The sequence below is a fragment of the Cohnella sp. 56 genome (assembly GCF_037963805.1).
GTDB lineage: Bacteria > Bacillota > Bacilli > Paenibacillales > Paenibacillaceae > Cohnella.
In genome coordinates this window covers 336,791-353,450 of the sequence record NZ_JAZDQE010000003.1, presented here as the reverse complement: position 1 = coordinate 353,450, position 16,660 = coordinate 336,791, and the positions used below count along the sequence as shown (strand labels likewise).

Here is a 16,660-nt window from a genome sequence, read left to right as displayed (position 1 = left end):
CCAGCCGTCGCCTCGCTCCTGCGAAGCTTCCAAGAAAAAGGACCCCGCTGGGGAGTCCTCGCTTGCGTTAGCTCTCGTACTTCTTAAGCAGCGCGGCGAGTTCGTCCTCGACCGCCTTGTCCTTGCCGAGTGCCGCGAATTCGTCGTCGAGCGATTTGCCCTTGGACTGGCTGAGCTCCTCGGTCGCCTCGGCGTGGGCTTCCATCTGCCGCACCTTCTCCTCCATGCGGCTCAGGCCGGACAGCGCGGTGTCTGCGCCGAAGCCCGCCATCGCCTTGTTGATGCCGGCCTGCGCCTTGGCGGCGTTGGCGCGCGCGACCAGCGTCTCGCGGCGATTTTTGAGCTCGGTGAACTGCTTGCGCATCTCCTCGAGCTTCAGCCGCAGATTGTCGGCCGCCTGCTTGTTCTGCTCGTAGCTGGCCTTGTACTCGGCGACCTTGGTCTCCGCAGCCTTCTTCTCTTCGAGCGCGCGGCGGGCCAGATCGATGTTCTTCGCCTGGGCTGCGATGTTCGCCTGTTCGTCGCGCTTGGCGACCAGCGCGGATTGTTCCTCGTACAACTGCTTGAACCGCTTTTCGATTGCGATCTGGGCGGCGACCGCCTTTTCCGCATCCTCGAGATCCTCTGCCATGTCACGCAGATATTGATCGGTCATCTTGACCGGGTCTTCCGCCTTCTCGATCAGGGCATATACGTTAGACAGCGTGAGATCGCGCAACCGTTTGAAAATAGACATGTACACGAATCCTCCTCTTGTCCGCTTGTTCGCGGCTATGTAGTTTATTACGATGTACACAGGCCGACCGTTTCAACATTTCCCCGAACACTCGCGGGTATTCCCCCACATAAATATACATCCGGCCCGCCTCGAGAGGCAAAGCCGGATGTAGGGCGCAGCATGCGCTGCGGGTCAGTCGCCGATCTGATATGGACGCTTGACGTAGGAAGTACGCAGACCGTAATCGGCGGAGTCCGTCCAGTCGATCCGCAGCGACCCGATCTTGGACTCGCTGCCGGGAAGATCGGTGAGCCATACCGCGTCGTCCGGGCAATCCGCCGTGATGAACTTGCCGATATCGTCGTCGGGCGATGCGTGGAACTTGAGATAGGCTTTGCCGTCCTCGACGGCCAGCACCTCGACGAATCCCGCATCGTGATTGAGCGCGAGCCGGGCGCGTCTGCCCAGGCCGGCGTTCGTCGCCAGCTTCGCCTCCTCGACGAGCCGGTACGCGCGCGACAGCGGTACCGCGAATTCCCCGCCGTCCTCGCCCGGACGGTCGACGAAAAAGTAATACGGCGTCACCCCTGCCAGCTCGAGCCGGTCCAGCAGACTGCCGAGCAACTCGGCGCTGTCGTTGATGCCGCCCAGGATCGGCGTCCGGTTCACGATCACCGCTCCAGCGCTCTGCAAGGCCCGGAATGCGTGTACCGCCGCATCCGTCACCTCGCGCGGGTGATGCACATGGGCCATCAGATAGATGGGCCTGGCCGGCGTCGAAAATTCGGAAATGATCCGAAGCAGCCGCTTGTCCTCGGCGATGCGCATCGGCTCTATGACAGGCAAACGCGTGCTCAGCCTGATAATCCCGACATGCGGGATCGCGCGCAGGCTCGCGATGAGCTTGCGGAGCTTGCCGGCAGGCAGGCCGAAGCAATCGCCGCCGGCAAGGATGACCTGCCGGATCTCCGGATGGGAGGCAATATATTCGAGCGCAGGGGCGGCGCCCTCCTCGGCTTCGGTCTCTGGCAGCACCAGAAAGGCGGCTGTCCGGAACTTGTGGCGGTAGCCCTGAGCCAAATACTCCGACTCGTCGTCGGAGGCGCCCCATATTCCCGCGCTGCCGGATGCGGGGAGCGAAGGCGACATCAGCTTGCGGAGCGGATCGTTCGCATCGTCCCAATCGATCAGACTATGATAGTACGTATTCGAGCAAGGATGGGCGGCAGCGTCTTGGTCCATGTTCCTAGCGTAGTATTCCGGCATGGCCAACGTGAATTCCTCCTTCTCCGGTCTAATGGCGACACGCCGGGAAGGACAGAAAAGACCCTTCTGCAGCAGGCGTGCGCGATACGCTTAGCCAGACAGAGGGGTCCTTGTGAAGACGCCAAAAGACCCGATGAGGGTCATTCAAGCTTCAATAAATTGGATGAGACCCATCCCCTGCCTACGAGGTTAGCTGACGGGCTCGGGTAAGATGGTACCCTATGACGCCTGAACTGCAGCGCCAATTCGCCCCCTAAAGATTCGGTTCCCCCGCTTCCCGGCCGATGCCGAGAATTAAGCGTATACTTAGTTTATACCGATTGCTCCAGATCGTCAAACATTAGAAGCGCCCAATTCAGCCTGAGCAGGCAAAATTGAGCGCAAAAGCTTGATGCTCCGGAGCCTGACGACTCCCGGATCTTAGTATTCCAATCCCGTATACAGCGGGTATTGTGCAGCCAGTTCGCGGACGAGCTGGCGGGCTTCGTCCAGCTTGGCCTCGTCCTTCGGGTTCTTGAGCGTGATCGCTACAGCACGGCCGATCTTCTGCATCGCAGCCGCGTCCATGCCGCGCGAGGTGACGGCCGGGGTGCCGATCCGAACGCCGCTCGTAATGAACGGGCTCGTCGGGTCGAACGGGATCGCGTTCTTGTTGACGGTGATGCCGACGGAGTCAAGCACATGCTCGGCGTCCTTGCCCGTGATGTTGAGGCTGCGCGTGTCGACGAGCATCAGATGGTTGTCCGTGCCGCCGGAGACGAGGCTGATGCCCTCGGCCGTCAGCGTCTCGGCGAGCGCCTTGGCGTTGGTCACGACGTTGGCTGCATAATCCTTGAAGGAAGGCTGCAGCGCTTCGCCGAGCGCGACCGCCTTGGCTGCGATCGTATGCATGAGCGGGCCGCCCTGCGTGCCCGGGAATACGGCCTTGTCGATCGCAGCCGCCCAAGGCTTGGTGCACAGAATCAGGCCGCCGCGCGGTCCGCGCAGCGTCTTGTGCGTCGTCGTCGTGACGAAGTGCGCGTGCGGCACCGGACTCGGGTGCTGGCCGCCCGCCACGAGGCCGGCGATGTGCGCCATATCGACCATGAACAGCGCGCCTACGTCGCGTGCGATCTGGCCGAGCGCTTCGAAGTCGATGATGCGCGGATAAGCGCTCGCGCCGGCGACGATCATGCGCGGACGGTGCTTGAACGCCGCTTTGCGGACTTCGTCATAGTTGATCGTGAACGTCTGCTCGTCAACGCCATAAGCGACGAAGTTGTACAGCAGGCCCGAAGCGTTGACAGGACTGCCGTGCGTCAGGTGACCGCCGTGCGCCAGGTTCATGCCGAGCACGGTGTCGCCAGGCTGCAGCGTCGCCAGATAGACGGCGAGGTTCGCCTGCGCGCCGGAGTGCGGCTGCACGTTGGCATGCTCGGCGCCGAACAGTTCCTTGGCGCGGTTGCGGGCGATCTCTTCGGGAATATCGACATACTCGCAGCCGCCATAGAAACGCTTGCCCGGGTAGCCTTCGGCATACTTGTTGGTCAGCACGGTGCCCATCGCTTCAAGGACGGCCTCGCTCACGATGTTCTCGGACGCGATCAGCTCCAGGTTGTCGCGTTGGCGGCCGAGCTCCAGGTTCAGGGCTTTGACGATCTCGGGATCTTGCTTGCGCAAATTGGCGGTCATGGGTGGTCCTCCTTAGGGTTATAAGCATCGTTTATTTGTTCAGGACGTTGAAAAGCGATAAAAAAGCACAGCGACGGCTGCAAGGGGACTTGGCCCCGAATGAGGCTGTGACCCGCTCCAGCATGTTGAACGGTCGAAGATCATAACTGCCATCATGCAGTTATTTTCATTTATGTTCGCCGCCGAGGAGAGAATAGCTGCAAATATGCAGTTATTCCTCTTCATTTTGGTTGCTTGATGTGCGCCCGGAGCAATATAACTGCATTTTTGCAGGTAATGGACAAAACCGGCCGTTCTCTCGGTACATTAACTGCACAATTGCAGTTATTTGATCCGACGATCTCGGCCGGGATCCGGCCTGTGGCACGCCGTTAGCCGATTGTATCGGCTATCTCGGCCGGGATCCGGCCTGTGGCGCGCCGTTAGCCGATTGTACCGGCTATCTCGGCCGGGATCCGGAATGTGGCGTGCCGTTAGCCGATTGTATCGGCTATCTCGGCCGGGATCCGGCCTGTGGCGTGCCGTCAGCCGATTGTATCGGCTTTCTCGGCCAGAATCGGCCTGTGGCGTGCCGTTAGCCGATTGTACCGGCTTTCTCGGCCAGAATCGGCCTGTGGCGTGCCGTTAGCCGATTGTACCGGCTATCTCGGCCGGGATCGGCCTGCGGGCGCGCCGTTAGCCGATTGTATCGGCTATCTCGGCCAGAATCGGCCTGCGGGCGCGCCGTTAGCCGATTGTACCGGCTATCTCGCGATCTCGGGCATGCCGCCTCAGTCGCAGGTGCCGGACGGAGGCGCTTCGGCCGCCGGACGCGCATACACCGCGCGCTCGCCGCCGATCAGCTTGGGCCGCGAATACGCCATCACCACCCGCGCCTCGCCGATCCAGCGGCTCGCCGGCCGCACCGGCACCGCGACCGGGCGCAGGTGCATGCCGATCATCGTCTCGCCGATATCGATGCCCGCGTCGGCGGATACCGCCTCGACGAGGCAAGGCTCGGCGAGCTGCCCGTACGCGTACGCCGCCATGGAGCCGCCGGCCTTGGGGACGGGGACGGCCGATACGACCGTCCAGCCCCGTGCGACGGCCAGGGCGCGCTCGGTCACGAGCGCGCGGTTCAGGTGCTCGCAGCACTGCCACACCGTCTCGAACCCGAACCGCTCGCGCACGCGCATGGCGCCCTCATAGATGTCCCGGGCGATCTCGGTCGCACCGGACGTCCCGATATGCCGGCCCTGCACCTCGCTCGTACTGACGCCCAGCACGACGACGCGCCCCGCGCCCAGCGCGGCGGCCGCGGCCAGCTCCGTCAGCGCCTGCTCGACCTGGCCGGCTATAGCTATCGCTTGGTCTCGGTCAGTCATTCGCTTCGCGCCTCCCGCATCCACTCAAGGGTGCAGCGCCTGCTGCTCTTCGAGCGCCTTGACCTTGTTCAGGCGGCCGACGTGGCGCGGTCCCTCGGAGAACGGCGTCTCGAGCCAGACGCGGACGATCTCCTCGGCGACGCCGGGGCCGACCACGCGCTCGCCCATCGCCAGCACGTTGGTGTCATTGTGCTCGCGGGTCGCCTTGGCCGAGAACAGATCGTGCACGAGCGCGCAGCGGATGCCCGGCGTCTTGTTCGCCGCGATCGACATGCCGATGCCGGTCCCGCAGATCAGAATCCCCCGCTCCGCCTCGCCGCGGACGACCTTGTCGCATACGGGAACTGCATAGTCGGGATAGTCCACCGAATCCGCGCAATTGCAGCCCAGATCGATGATGCTGTGACCCTGCGCCTCCAGAAACGGAACGATGACGTCCTTCAGACGATAGCCCGCGTGGTCGGCGCCGATAGCGATGATCATGACTGTACCTACCTCCCTTGATTGTCAGATGTATTATACCGAATTTGCCGCAAAAAGACGAAAAAGAGCACACGTGCTCAAAGCACGCTGCTCTCTGCCCAGGCGACCGGCCGACATTCCGGTGCTCCACTGTGGTTAATCCCACTTGTGTCGCCAGTTACACCGGAACTGCAACTTGTAGCTACATCATAGCGAAGGAAAAAGCCGAAGTCAATCGCAAAATGTACTATAATGGAACCAACAAATCGAGCAAGGAGCACGCATGAACAATTTGCTGGTTACCGGCTACCGCGCCCACGAGCTGGGCATTTTCGGACAAAAACACAAAGGCATCCCTTACATTCGCAAAGCGATCGAGAGCAAGCTGATCCCGCTGCTCGAGGAGGGGCTCGAATGGGTCATCACCCCCGGGCAGTACGGCGTCGATCTGTGGGCCTGCGAATCCGTCATCGCGCTCAAGTCCGATTATCCGCATCTCAAACTGTCGATCCTGACGGCCTTCGAGGGGCAAGAGGAAAAATGGAGCGAGGACAAGCAGGAGTACTATCGCGGCATTCTGAAGAATGTAGATTACTACGGCACCGTGAGCAAGCAGCCCTACAGCGGACCGTGGCAGTTCACGGCGCGCGACGATCTGCTGCTGCGCAAGACAGACGGCATCATCCTCGTCTACGACGAGGATGCCGGGGATGCCAGCCCGAGGTTCATGAAGGAGAAGGCGCTGCGCAAGAGCCGAGAGGACGGCTACCTCTATCTCTCCGTCAGCTCCGAGGACATCCAGAATGCCGCCAACGAGGAACTGGCCGATATGGGAGATGGCTTCGGCGAAGCGGATAATTACGGTGACAAGGGTCCGGACTGGAACGAGGAGATTTGAGGAAGTTCGGCATTGCGTGCATTCGGTCGGCCTGGTACACTGAGATCACGAATACGGACGCAAAGCATGCGCCGCACGCTCTCAAGCGAGAGTTTGCGGCGCTTTTTGTTTGTCCGGGGGAGCGTGACGAGTCGAGGTGGTGGTGCCGCATGACGAGGTTTTCAAAAAGCTGCTGCAAGCTTTTTTCGCCGAATTTATGGCGCTGTTTTTCCCCGAGCTCCATCGTATGATCGACTTTTCCCATACCCGGTTTCTCATGCAGGAGCTCTTGGTCGACGTCGTCGGGGGTGAGAAACGTACGGTCGATCTGCTGGTCGAAGTCCGTCTGCGTGGGAGAAATGTGTACATCCTTATCCATCTGGAGCCCCAATCTTATGCGCAGGCGGACTTTGGGGAGCGCATGTTTCTGTACTTCGCGAGATTGCTCGAGCGGCATCGCAAAAACTATAAAGTGATTCTCCCTGTGGCCGTATTCACCGGCAGCGGCGGACGGGAGGAGCCCGACGGGTACACGATGCGCTTTGGGGAGGAACGAATTGTCGAGTTCCGCTACCGCAAGCTGGAGCTGGCGCGCCAAGATTGGCGGCGCTTCGCCAAGTCGGACAATCCGGTGGCCGCTGCGCTGCTGGCACGGATGGGTTATAATGAAAAGGATAGACGCGAGCTTCGCATGGCTTATCTTAAGATGCTGGCGAGGCTGCATCCGAAGCTGGACGACGCCAGATTGGCGCTCGTCATGTCGATCGCTGACCTCTACTATCGGCCTGAAGCCGAGGAGGACCGATCCATTCTGCGCGAGCTGCATGCCCGCGATCCGAAGGAGGCCGAACGCGTGATGGAACTGATGCCGGCTTGGAAGCGATGGGGCTACGAGGAAGGGCTGGAGGAAGGCAAAGAGAAGGGCCGTGAAGAGAGCGTGCGCAAGCTGCTGGCCAAGGGCCTCTCGCCGGCTCAGATCGCCGACCTGCTCGATCTGCAGCCGGACGAGGTAGCGAAGCTGAGAGACGCTCATTAAAAAAGTAGCGCCGCCTGCTCCAGAGGGGAGCAAGCGGCGCTTGTGGCCGTTCGGTTATGGCGCGGAAGCAGTCAATTCGATTCGTGCCGACCGCCGAAGGCGCGCTCGATCGCTTCGCGAATCTCCCGGGCGCAGGCTTCGTATACGGCGAGCGGCCCGCCGTACGGGTCGGCGATGTCCATATCCGGCGCACGTCGCGACAGATCTGTCAGGCGCCGCTTGTCCTGCTCGGGAAACGGCTTGCCCAGCGCCAGCGCCACCTGCAATTCGGCATGAAGGCGATCCATCTCCTGCAAGTCCGGCACCAGTGCCTCGCTCTGACTGGCGTATTCTTTTAACGTGTACGTCTTGGCGGCTGCTTGCGGATAGCGCTCCGCAATCGCGCGCTTGTGGGAAGTCGTCATCGTCAGGATGAGATCCGCCCAATCCACGTCCTCCCGGTCGAGCCGCGTCGACGTCCCGGGGAGCACGATGTTCCCCCGCTTCAGCGTCTCGGCCGCATTCGCCGAGATCGGCATGCCCGATTGGGCGGCTACGCCGGCGGAGCGAACCTCCATCGCAGTGCCCGTCCGCGCCGCCCAATCGCGCAGCAGCGCCTCGGCCATCGGACTCCGGCATGTATTCCCGGTGCACACCATCAATATACGCCGCATGATCCTTGGCCTCCTCGTTCAGGACGGATTCCCGTCCTTCATCTATTTATAGTGAACTAGTTATATCAAAAAGAGCAGTCCGAATGCAAACAGGATGACGCCTCCGAACGCTTCCCCGTAGCCGCCGAGCGACTGGCTCACCCGCCGTCCGAGCAGCAGCCCCAGCACGCTCATCGCCCCCCCTACGAATCCGAACAGGAGCACCGTGAACAGCATATGCGCGGAAAACATGCCGAGCGAGACGCCTACCGAGAAGGCATCGATGCTCACGCTGAGCGCGAATACGAGCATGCCCCAGAGCGTACGGTGGTTAAAGGAAGTCACAGACTCCCCGCGCAGCGCGCTGTATACCATATGGCCGCCCAGCAGGAGCAGCAGCGCACCGGCCGCGGACGTGGCGACGCCGCCCAGCAGCTCGCTCACATAATGCCCCGTCAGCATGCCGCCGAGCGGCATGAGCACGTGGAACAGGGCAATCAACGCGCTCAGCTTGAGCACGTCCAGCTTGCGAACCCCCTTGAGCCCGATGCCGATGCCGAGCGAGAAGGCATCCATCCCGAGCGCTATCGCCATAATACCGATCGTAACCAAATGCCCTGCCGCCGCAGACCATTCCATGCTCCAGCCCCCTTGTCCCGCTTGCCCGATATGTGAGCATATGCGGACAAGGCGGCGAACATGCCCTGCGGGCAGAGAGGACGGATGATGACGGAGGAGTAGCGGACGGCCGGAAGTGTTCCATGCGCAACGGCTGGCAGGCTGAGGAGAGCGGGAGGGTGCGGGGGCGGCGAGAGACGGGCGGTGTGCACCGTGGGGCGCGGCGACGGGCTGGAGAGACACGAACCGTGAGGCATGCACCGTTTTTGTGCATGCTGGGGCGCGGCGACGGGCTGGGGAGGCACGAACCGTGAGGCATGCACCGTTTTTGTGCATACTGGAGCGCGGCGATGGGCTGGAGAGACACGAACCGTGAGGCATGCACCGTTTTTGTGCATGCTGGGACGCGGCGACGGGCTGGGGAGACACGAACCGTGAGGCATGCACCGTTTTTGTGCATGCTGGGGCGCGGCGATGGGCTCGGGAGACACGAACCGTGAGGCATGCACCGTTATGGTGCACGCTCGGGCAGGACGCGGCCCCCGGCCGCCTTGTGCATGCGGTTCATGAGCGCAGCCCCGAGGCCTTCCTCCGGGAAGGCTTCGGCCGCGATGAACCGCAGCCCGCGCGCGTCGCATTCGCGCAGCGCCGCGTACAGCGCTTGCGCGGCGGCCTCCGGCGCCGCGCGCGGCCCCAGCGCGATGACTGCGTCCGCGCCGCTGTAAAACCCGGCGTGCTCGTCGCAGCACAGCACGCCGACAAGCTCTCCCCGCCGCCGCGCCGCATCGACGGCGGCCTGCACGGCGGCGCGCACCGCCTCCGGCGCGCCGGAAGCAACCGCCATTACGCCCGCAGGCGCGTAATGCGCGTACTTCACGCCGGGCGAGCGCGGCGCGCCCGGCGCATCCCCCGCGGCTGCCAGCGACGCGCCGGCAGCCGTCCCAACGGCAGCGCTCCCAGCTGCCGATGCCGCGCCGACTGCATCCGGCACCACACCGTCGGCGCTGCCCGCATTCAGCGCCGCATCGCCGGCGCCGCCAGCCACAATGCGGCCCGCTTCGCCGACCGCATCCCGCAGCTGCTCGGCCGTCACGCCGCCCGGCCGCAGGATATGGACGTCGCCGCCGAGCACGCGGACGACCGTCGACTCCACGCCGACGCCCGTCGGACCGCCGTCCAGCACGCCGTCGATGCGCCCGTCGAGGTCGTCCAGCACATGCTGCGCGCGCGTCGGACTCGGCCGGCCCGAGCGGTTCGCGCTGGGCGCCGCGACCGGGCAGCCCGCGGCCGCGATCAGCCGCCGCGCCGTCTCATGCGCCGGCACGCGCACGGCGACCGTGTCGAGCCCCGCCGTGACGCGCGCGGCCACTGCCCCGGGCCGCACGGGCAGCACCAGCGTCAGCGGGCCGGGCCAGAAGGCCGCCATCAGCTCACGCTCCAGCGGCGACACTCCGGCGGCCAGCGCCTCCACGCCGGACGCATCAGCCAGATGCACGATCAGCGGATTGTCGGACGGCCTCCCCTTGGCCGCGAAGATCCGCTCCGCCGCAGCCTCGCTGCGCGCGTCCGCTCCGAGACCGTACACCGTCTCGGTCGGAAACGCCACGACGCCGCCTGCGGCAAGCGCCGCGGCGGCTTCGGTCAAACCGGCATCCCCGTCCGCCGGCGTCCAATATTTCGTATTCGTCGTCATGTCTGTCCGTCCCTCGCGTTTCTCAAGTTAGGACGATTATATCACAGGGACTCAAGCGAACAACGAGCTGATGAAGCTGATCAGCTTCTTGAGCAGCACCCAGAGAAAAAATTCCGCCTTCGGCTTCTCGGCAGGCACGGCTGCCACGATACCGTCATCGTCCCCCGCCGAGCTGTGTGCGACCGCTTGAACGGTCGCCGCTTTGCCTTTGCCCGCCTTCGTTGCCGCCGCACCCTTGTCCGCGTCTGACTTTGCCGCCACTGCCTCGCCTTTGCCCGCCTTTGCTCCCGCAGCTTTGCCTTTGTCCGCTTTTGCAGCCGCCGCCTTGCCCTCGCCCGCTTGATTCGCGGCCTGCGCCGCTCCGTCGTCCGCCTTCACCGACGCGGTCAGGCACAGCGGCGGGAACAGCACGCACCACCAGTTGGCGCCGCCGCCCTCGCCCAGCGTGATGCGAAGCGCTTCGTACTTGCCCGCCGGATAATCCTTGCCCTCGAACGTCTTGGCCGGAAATTCGACGACAGCCAGCTCCGTCTTTTGCCCATAGCCCGCCCTGGACCGCTTCAGCGACTTGTCCGCCGCCTTCCCGACCTCGGGCAGATGCGAGCGGATCAGCGCGCGCGCCTCCTCGATCGTAGCCGGCATCTCGCCCCAGGACTCGATCAGCGCCGCGACTTCATCTCGCACTTCACGTTTGATTTTCTGATCGCGATCGCTGTCCGAGTTGGCGATGATGCGGATGCGGATCGCTTGGTTCGGTATCGTATCGTCGCCTTCGGCATCCGCCGAGGCACGGTTCACAGCAAGGGTGGAGAATCCCGACAGACCGACAAGAAAAAGTAAAAGAAAAGGACCATAATGACGAAGACCACGCATCGTTCTCGCTCCTCATGCGCACCCGTCGGTGCGGCCGATGCGTTCCGGAACGGCTTAGTCCTCATTATGTCCTTCTCTCGAATCTGTAAACCTAGCAATCTATTTTTTTATGAGAAACGAAGGGCCAGCACGTGGCGGTCAATGCCAGCATAATCGCGAATCAGGCGGATCTCGTCCCAGCGCGAAGTTTGTCTGAGCAGGTCTGCCGCCTGCTCTGCCTGATGAATGCCTACCTCCCAGGCGACGAGGTTCGGCATGGCGGCCAGTTGGCCGAGCTGCGCGGCCATACGGCGGTAAGGTGCGAGTCCGTCCGGCCCGCCGTCCAGCGCGAGATGCGGCTCATGCTCGCGCACCTCCGGCTGCAGGTCCGGCAGGTCGCCGGACGGAATGTAAGGCGGATTGGAGACGAGAACGTCGATGCGCTCTCCCGCATGCCCGCCGCCCGGCAAGAAGGGCGCCAGCAGGTCGCCCTGCACAAACCGAACCTGCGCATCCAGCGCCGTCGCATTGCCCGCCGCTACGGCCAGCGCCGCCGGCGACAGATCGCTCGCGGTCACGTCCCAGCCGGGCCGCTCCAGCTTCAGCGTGACAGCCAGTGCGCCGCTGCCCGTGCCGACATCCAGTACGCGCAGCGCTGTCTCCCCGCGAATCGCAGCAGCGGACTCGCCTCCGTCCTCCTGCGCAGCCGGCTCCGGCGACTGGCCTCCTGCCCGCCCGCTCACTGCCCCTAACGGTCGGCCGCCGCGTCTCTCGAAGATCTCCGCCGCCGCTGCCAGCACCGCCTCGGCCAGCAGCTCCGTCTCCGGGCGCGGGATCAGCACGGCCGGCGCTACGGCGAACCGGCGCCCGTAGAAGTACTGTTCCCCGGTTATATATTGTACGGGTTCCCCTGCCGCCCTGCGGGCAAGCAGCGACGCCCAGCGCTCCCGCAGCGCCTCGGGAACCGGCTCCCTCAGATCGCGCAGCAGCTCCGCTTTGCCGATGCCCAGCAGGTGCAGGAGCAGCAGCTCCGCGCTTGCTTCCGCCTCGTTCTCGTCGCCGCTGACTTCCGCCAGCCGCCGCGCCCCCGCCCTCCATATTTCTCCGTACGTTCGAGCTTGTTCCATGCCGCTCTTCCTTTCCGCCATCACATAAGCCATATGGTATCATACGCGGCAAGACCGATACCACATCCCGACCGTGCGCAGGTGCGGCCGGCCTAGCTCAGCGCCCCTCCCGACCGATCTTCGCCCAGGAGAGCAGACTGCCTGCGGCCAGGACGACCGCCAGCGCATAGCAGCCCAGCTTCACGCCGGCCTCCAATGTGCCGGCATGGCCGAGGATCGCGCCCAGCAGCACGACGCCCAGCGTCGCACCGAGCTGACGCACGGCATTCAGCGCGCCCGAGGCGGAGCCTGTCAGCTCGGCGGGTACGGCGGCCAGCACCGCGGCCATCATGGCAGGGATGGTCAGCGAGATGCTGAAGCCGATGGCCAGCATTCCGATCAGGATGACCCAGTAGCCGGAGCCCGCGCCTCCGAACGCCTGCAGCAGCACGCCGATCCCGCACAGCGCGAAGCCGGCCGTCATCGGCGCCCGCGAGCCGATGCGGCTCACGAGCCGGCCCGTCAGGATCGGATTGAAGGCGAGCGGGATCGTCATCGGCAGCAGGGCCAGGCCCGCTTGATGCGCCGAATAGCCCCATGCCTGCTGGAAATAAAGCGGGAGCGCGAACAGTACGCCGGAGAAGCCGACGTTGACGAGCAGGCCGGCCGTCATGCCCGCCGATACGGTCGGGCTTCTGAATATGCGGAGCGGGAGCAGCGGTGCGGCACCTTTGGCCTCGGCCCGCAGGAAGGCTGCCGCCGCAATAGCGAAGACGCACAATGCGCCCAGTACGACGGGAGACGACCAGCCGCGTGCTTGTCCCTCCGTAAGAGCGTAGGCCAAGGATCCGATCGCCGCGATCCCCGTCGCCTGGCCCGCCAGATCGAGGCTGCGCTTGCTGCGGACCGCCGCTTCGCCGGCGAGCTTCGCAGTTAGCGCGAGACTGACGGCGGCCAGCGGCACGTTGATCAGAAATATGCTGCGCCATCCCAACCCGTCCGCCAGAACGCCGCCGGCGGCCGGACCGATCGCCATCGCCGCCCCCGTCGTCGCTGCCCATATGCCGAGCGCCCGGGCGCGGGCCGCAGGCTCGGGATACGCTCTCGACAGCAGCGCCAGCGATGCCGGCAGCAATGCGGCTCCTCCGATGCCGAGCACGCCGCGCAGCGCGATGAGGGCGCCCAGCGACGGCGCCGCGGCGCACGAGGCCGAGGCGGCGAGAAACACAGCCGTCCCCGCCATATACACGCGCTTCGCCCCCCATCTGTCGGCCAGCGCGCCCATCGACATCAGCAATCCCGCGAACACGATCGTATACGCGTTTACCACCCACTGCAGTCCCGATATCCCGCCGCCGAGGTCCCCGCGTATGGCAGGCAGCGCGACGCTGAGCGCCGTCGTATCCATCAGTACCATAAAATAGCCGAGCGACAGCCCGATGAGCAGCAGTGAGCGCCCCCTCTCCCGTCCGCTGCTGGCGCGGACTTGCACAGATGCTTCCATCTCCATTCTCCTTTCGATCGCAAGCGACCGTCGTCATTCGATGCCCGGTCAGTTTATAATGGATGTGACGGCAGCAAAATCCGAGCGTTTATCCGGGGATCGCGAATCCTAGGCTGGACTGGCGGGAGAGGAAGCGAACGACATGAATCCGATGAGAGACCCGCGGCAGCAGGAGCTGGCGTTGTTCCTGAAAACGCGAAGAGCACGCCTCTCGCCCGAGCAGGTCGGCTTGCCGCGCGGAGGCCGCAGGCGCACGCCGGGGCTCCGGCGCGAAGAAGTGGCGCAGCTGGCGGGCGTCAGCGCGGATTGGTACACATGGCTGGAGCAAGCGCGCGACATCCAGGCGTCCGCCCAGGTGCTGGACAGCATCGCGGGCGCGCTGCGGCTGGACGATGCCGAGCGGCGGCATCTGTACCTGCTCGCGATCCGCCAGCTCCCCGCCGACCCGCAGCCGGAAGGCGGCGATGTGCCGGAAGCGCTGCGGCTGTTCCTCTCGCAGCAGGAACCGAGTCCGGCGATGGTGACCGACCAGCGGCTCGATATCGTAGCCTGGAACAGGAGCGCCTGCCTGATCTACGGCGATTATGCGGCGATGTCCGCCAGGGATCGCAATTCCTTGTGGCGGACGTTTACCAGCCCCTATATACGCGACCTGCTCCGCGACGGCTGGGAGCCGCATGCCAGGCATCGCCTCGCCCAGTTCCGCGCAGGCTACGCCAGGTTCGCGGGAGACCCGTGGTGGGTGACGATGATCGAGGACCTGACCCGCGAGAGCGCCGAGTTCCGCGCGTGGTGGCCGGCCCACGACGTGCTGAGCGGTCCCGAGGGGACGAAGCGCAACTACCATCCTGCGGCGGGCCTGCTCGTCTTCGAGCAGATTTCCTTCGCCGTGTCGGACGCGCCACATCTGACGGCGACCGTCAATATGCCGTCCGCAGAGAGCGACACGGCCGCCAAGCTGAAGCGCCTGTCCGAAGGAGCGACGCAGGCGGCGACAGCGGCGATGGAGCAGGGAAACGGCGGAAAATAACGACGGTTTCTGCCGAGATGGGCCGAAGTGAGGAAGGGTCCGCGCGCGTTAGCGGAACTTTTTTCCGTTATGAGCCAGTACGAGGATGAGTTTGTACGCTTTAGCGGAGTTTTTTTCCGCTATTGGCTACCACGAAGTCGGGTTTGCGAGCAATAGCGGAACTTTTTTCCGCTATCAGCCGGTACGAAGATGCGTTTGTACGCTTTAGCGGAACTTTTTTCCGCTATTGGCTACCACGAAGCCGGGTTTGCGAGCAATAGCGGAACTTTTTTCCGCTATGAGCCGGTACGAGGCCAGGTTCGCGCGCGTTAGCGGAACTTTTTTCCGCTATGAGCCGATATGAGGATGGATTTGTACGCGTTAGCGGAACTTTTTTCCGTTATTGGCTACCACGAAGCCGGGTTTGCGAGCAATAGCGGAACTTTTTTCCGCTATCAGCCGATATGAGGATGGATTTGTATGCGTTAGCGGAACTTTTTCCGCTATTGGCTACCACGAAGCAGGGTTTGCGAGCAATAGCGGAACTTTCTTCCGCTATGAGCCGGTACGAGGCTGGGTTCGCGCGCGTTAGCGGAGCTTTTTTCCGCTATTGGCCCACACAAGAGGCCGGGCAAGCCGGGCATAGCGGCAGCTTCCGCCGCTATTGGCCGATCGATAGCCCAAAAGAGCCCACCGCTCCCCCCAAAGGGGTAACGATGGGCTCTCCATTTATGCGGCTCGGCTGAATCAGGCCATGCCTTCCTTCTCCAGCAGTTCGGCCTGCTCGGCGATCGAGAGAGCATGCACGATATCGTTCATCTCGCCGTTCAGCACGGAGTCGAGCTTGTGCAGGGTGAGGCCGATGCGGTGGTCGGTGACGCGGCTCTGCGGGAAGTTGTACGTGCGGATACGCTCGCTGCGGTCGCCGGTGCCGACCTTCTCGCGGCGTTCGCCCGCGTACTTGGCGGTCTCTTCCTGGATCCTGATGTCCATGATTCGGGTACGGAGCACCTGAAGGGCCTTGGCCTTGTTGTCGTTCTGCGACTTGCCGTCCTGGCAGGTGGCGATGATGCCGGTCGGGATATGCGTCACGCGCACGGCGGACTTGGTCGTGTTGACCGACTGGCCGCCCGCACCGCTCGAGCAGAACGTGTCGACGCGGATGTCCTTGTCGAGAATCTCGATATCGACTTCTTCGGCCTCCGGCATGACGACGACGGTCGAGGTCGACGTATGGATGCGGCCGCCGGACTCGGTCTCGGGCACGCGCTGCACGCGGTGTGCGCCGCTCTCGAACTTCATCTTGCTGTACGCGCCCTGCCCGTTGATCGTGAAGATGACTTCCTTGAAGCCGCCGAGGTCGCTGACGCTGGCCTCGAGCAGCTCGGTGCGCCAGCCTTGGCTGTCGGCGTACTTGGCATACATGCGGTACAGCTCGGCGGCGAACAAGTTCGCCTCCTCGCCGCCGGCCGCACCCCGGATCTCGACGATGACGTTCTTGTCGTCGTTAGGATCCTTGGGCAGCAGCAGGACGCGTACCAGTTCCTCCAGTTCCTCTTTGCGGGCGGCCAGCTCCTCGATCTCCATTTTGACCATGGCCTTCATCTCGTCGTCCAGCTTGTCCTCGAGCATCGTCTTGGCATCGGCCAACTGCTCCGACACTTGCTTATATTCGACATAAGCCTGGTAGGGCTCCTGCAGATCCGATTGTTCCTTCGCGTACGCGCGCAGACGGGCCGAATCGTTCACCACGTCGGGGTCGCACAACAGCTCGCTCAGCTTCTCGTATCGGTCCGCCAGTGCCTGCAAGCGATCCAGCACTTCAACCAACCTCCGGTAATCATAATCGTTG

General features: G+C 63.7%; 15 protein-coding genes and 2 riboswitches. Of the genes, 3 read left to right on the top strand and 12 right to left on the bottom strand.

Going from position 1 to position 16,660, the window contains the following annotated elements:
• Positions 1-67: 67 nt before the first annotated feature.
• From VQ071_RS07075 to rpiB, 5 genes are all read right to left on the bottom strand, one after another.
• Positions 68-736 (bottom strand): PspA/IM30 family protein, encoded by a 669-nt coding sequence (locus tag VQ071_RS07075; protein ID WP_340513200.1) that lies wholly within the window; start codon positions 734-736, stop codon positions 68-70.
• Positions 737-910: 174 nt separating this feature from the next.
• A complete protein-coding gene (locus VQ071_RS07070; protein ID WP_340513199.1) occupies positions 911-1,990 on the bottom strand; it encodes a KamA family radical SAM protein in 1,080 nt (359 codons plus the stop codon).
• 159 nt (positions 1,991-2,149) lie between these two features.
• Positions 2,150-2,295, bottom strand: a riboswitch (cyclic di-AMP (ydaO/yuaA leader).
• Positions 2,296-2,404: 109 nt separating this feature from the next.
• Positions 2,405-3,655 carry a serine hydroxymethyltransferase gene (gene glyA / locus VQ071_RS07065; RefSeq protein ID WP_340513198.1) on the bottom strand — a complete coding sequence of 417 codons (1,251 nt, stop codon included), beginning with the start codon at positions 3,653-3,655 and terminating at the stop codon, positions 2,405-2,407.
• Between the two features lie 770 nt (positions 3,656-4,425).
• Entirely contained in the window at positions 4,426-5,019 is a 594-nt protein-coding gene (locus VQ071_RS07060) for a TIGR01440 family protein (RefSeq protein WP_340513197.1), read from the bottom strand.
• Positions 5,020-5,043: 24 nt separating this feature from the next.
• Positions 5,044-5,502 carry a ribose 5-phosphate isomerase B gene (gene rpiB / locus VQ071_RS07055; RefSeq protein ID WP_340513196.1) on the bottom strand — a complete coding sequence of 153 codons (459 nt, stop codon included), beginning with the start codon at positions 5,500-5,502 and terminating at the stop codon, positions 5,044-5,046.
• Positions 5,503-5,591: 89 nt separating this feature from the next.
• Positions 5,592-5,673, bottom strand: a riboswitch (ZMP/ZTP riboswitch).
• A 91-nt stretch (positions 5,674-5,764) separates the two neighbouring features.
• Between rpiB and VQ071_RS07050 the strand changes: the two genes are divergently transcribed.
• Positions 5,765-6,379 (top strand): DUF1273 domain-containing protein, encoded by a 615-nt coding sequence (locus tag VQ071_RS07050; protein WP_340513195.1) that lies wholly within the window; start codon positions 5,765-5,767, stop codon positions 6,377-6,379.
• Between the two features lie 136 nt (positions 6,380-6,515).
• A complete protein-coding gene (locus VQ071_RS07045) occupies positions 6,516-7,394 on the top strand; it encodes an Rpn family recombination-promoting nuclease/putative transposase (RefSeq protein WP_340513194.1) in 879 nt (292 codons plus the stop codon).
• Positions 7,395-7,465: 71 nt separating this feature from the next.
• Here the strand turns inward: VQ071_RS07045 and VQ071_RS07040 are convergent, their stop codons facing one another.
• From VQ071_RS07040 to VQ071_RS07015, 6 genes are all read right to left on the bottom strand, one after another.
• Positions 7,466-8,047 (bottom strand): low molecular weight protein arginine phosphatase, encoded by a 582-nt coding sequence (locus VQ071_RS07040; RefSeq protein WP_340513191.1) that lies wholly within the window; start codon positions 8,045-8,047, stop codon positions 7,466-7,468.
• A 60-nt stretch (positions 8,048-8,107) separates the two neighbouring features.
• A complete protein-coding gene (locus tag VQ071_RS07035; RefSeq protein WP_340513190.1) occupies positions 8,108-8,665 on the bottom strand; it encodes a manganese efflux pump MntP in 558 nt (185 codons plus the stop codon).
• Positions 8,666-9,155: 490 nt separating this feature from the next.
• Entirely contained in the window at positions 9,156-10,337 is a 1,182-nt protein-coding gene (locus VQ071_RS07030; RefSeq protein ID WP_340513189.1) for an L-threonylcarbamoyladenylate synthase, read from the bottom strand.
• Between the two features lie 51 nt (positions 10,338-10,388).
• Positions 10,389-11,210: a stage II sporulation protein R gene (spoIIR, locus tag VQ071_RS07025; protein ID WP_340513188.1), complete on the bottom strand. Its 822-nt coding sequence runs from the start codon at positions 11,208-11,210 to the stop codon at positions 10,389-10,391.
• A 107-nt stretch (positions 11,211-11,317) separates the two neighbouring features.
• Positions 11,318-12,316 (bottom strand): N5-glutamine methyltransferase family protein, encoded by a 999-nt coding sequence (locus tag VQ071_RS07020; RefSeq protein WP_340513187.1) that lies wholly within the window; start codon positions 12,314-12,316, stop codon positions 11,318-11,320.
• A gap of 97 nt (positions 12,317-12,413) precedes the next feature.
• Complete coding sequence (locus VQ071_RS07015) at positions 12,414-13,799, bottom strand: MFS transporter (protein WP_340513186.1); 1,386 nt, start codon at positions 13,797-13,799, stop codon at positions 12,414-12,416.
• A gap of 151 nt (positions 13,800-13,950) precedes the next feature.
• On the opposite strand from VQ071_RS07015, the gene VQ071_RS07010 reads away from it, so the two are divergent.
• A complete protein-coding gene (locus tag VQ071_RS07010; protein WP_445293271.1) occupies positions 13,951-14,829 on the top strand; it encodes a helix-turn-helix transcriptional regulator in 879 nt (292 codons plus the stop codon).
• A 726-nt stretch (positions 14,830-15,555) separates the two neighbouring features.
• Here VQ071_RS07010 and prfA read toward each other — a convergent pair.
• A complete protein-coding gene (gene prfA, locus VQ071_RS07005) occupies positions 15,556-16,629 on the bottom strand; it encodes a peptide chain release factor 1 (RefSeq protein WP_340513184.1) in 1,074 nt (357 codons plus the stop codon).
• Positions 16,630-16,660 lie beyond the last annotated feature (31 nt).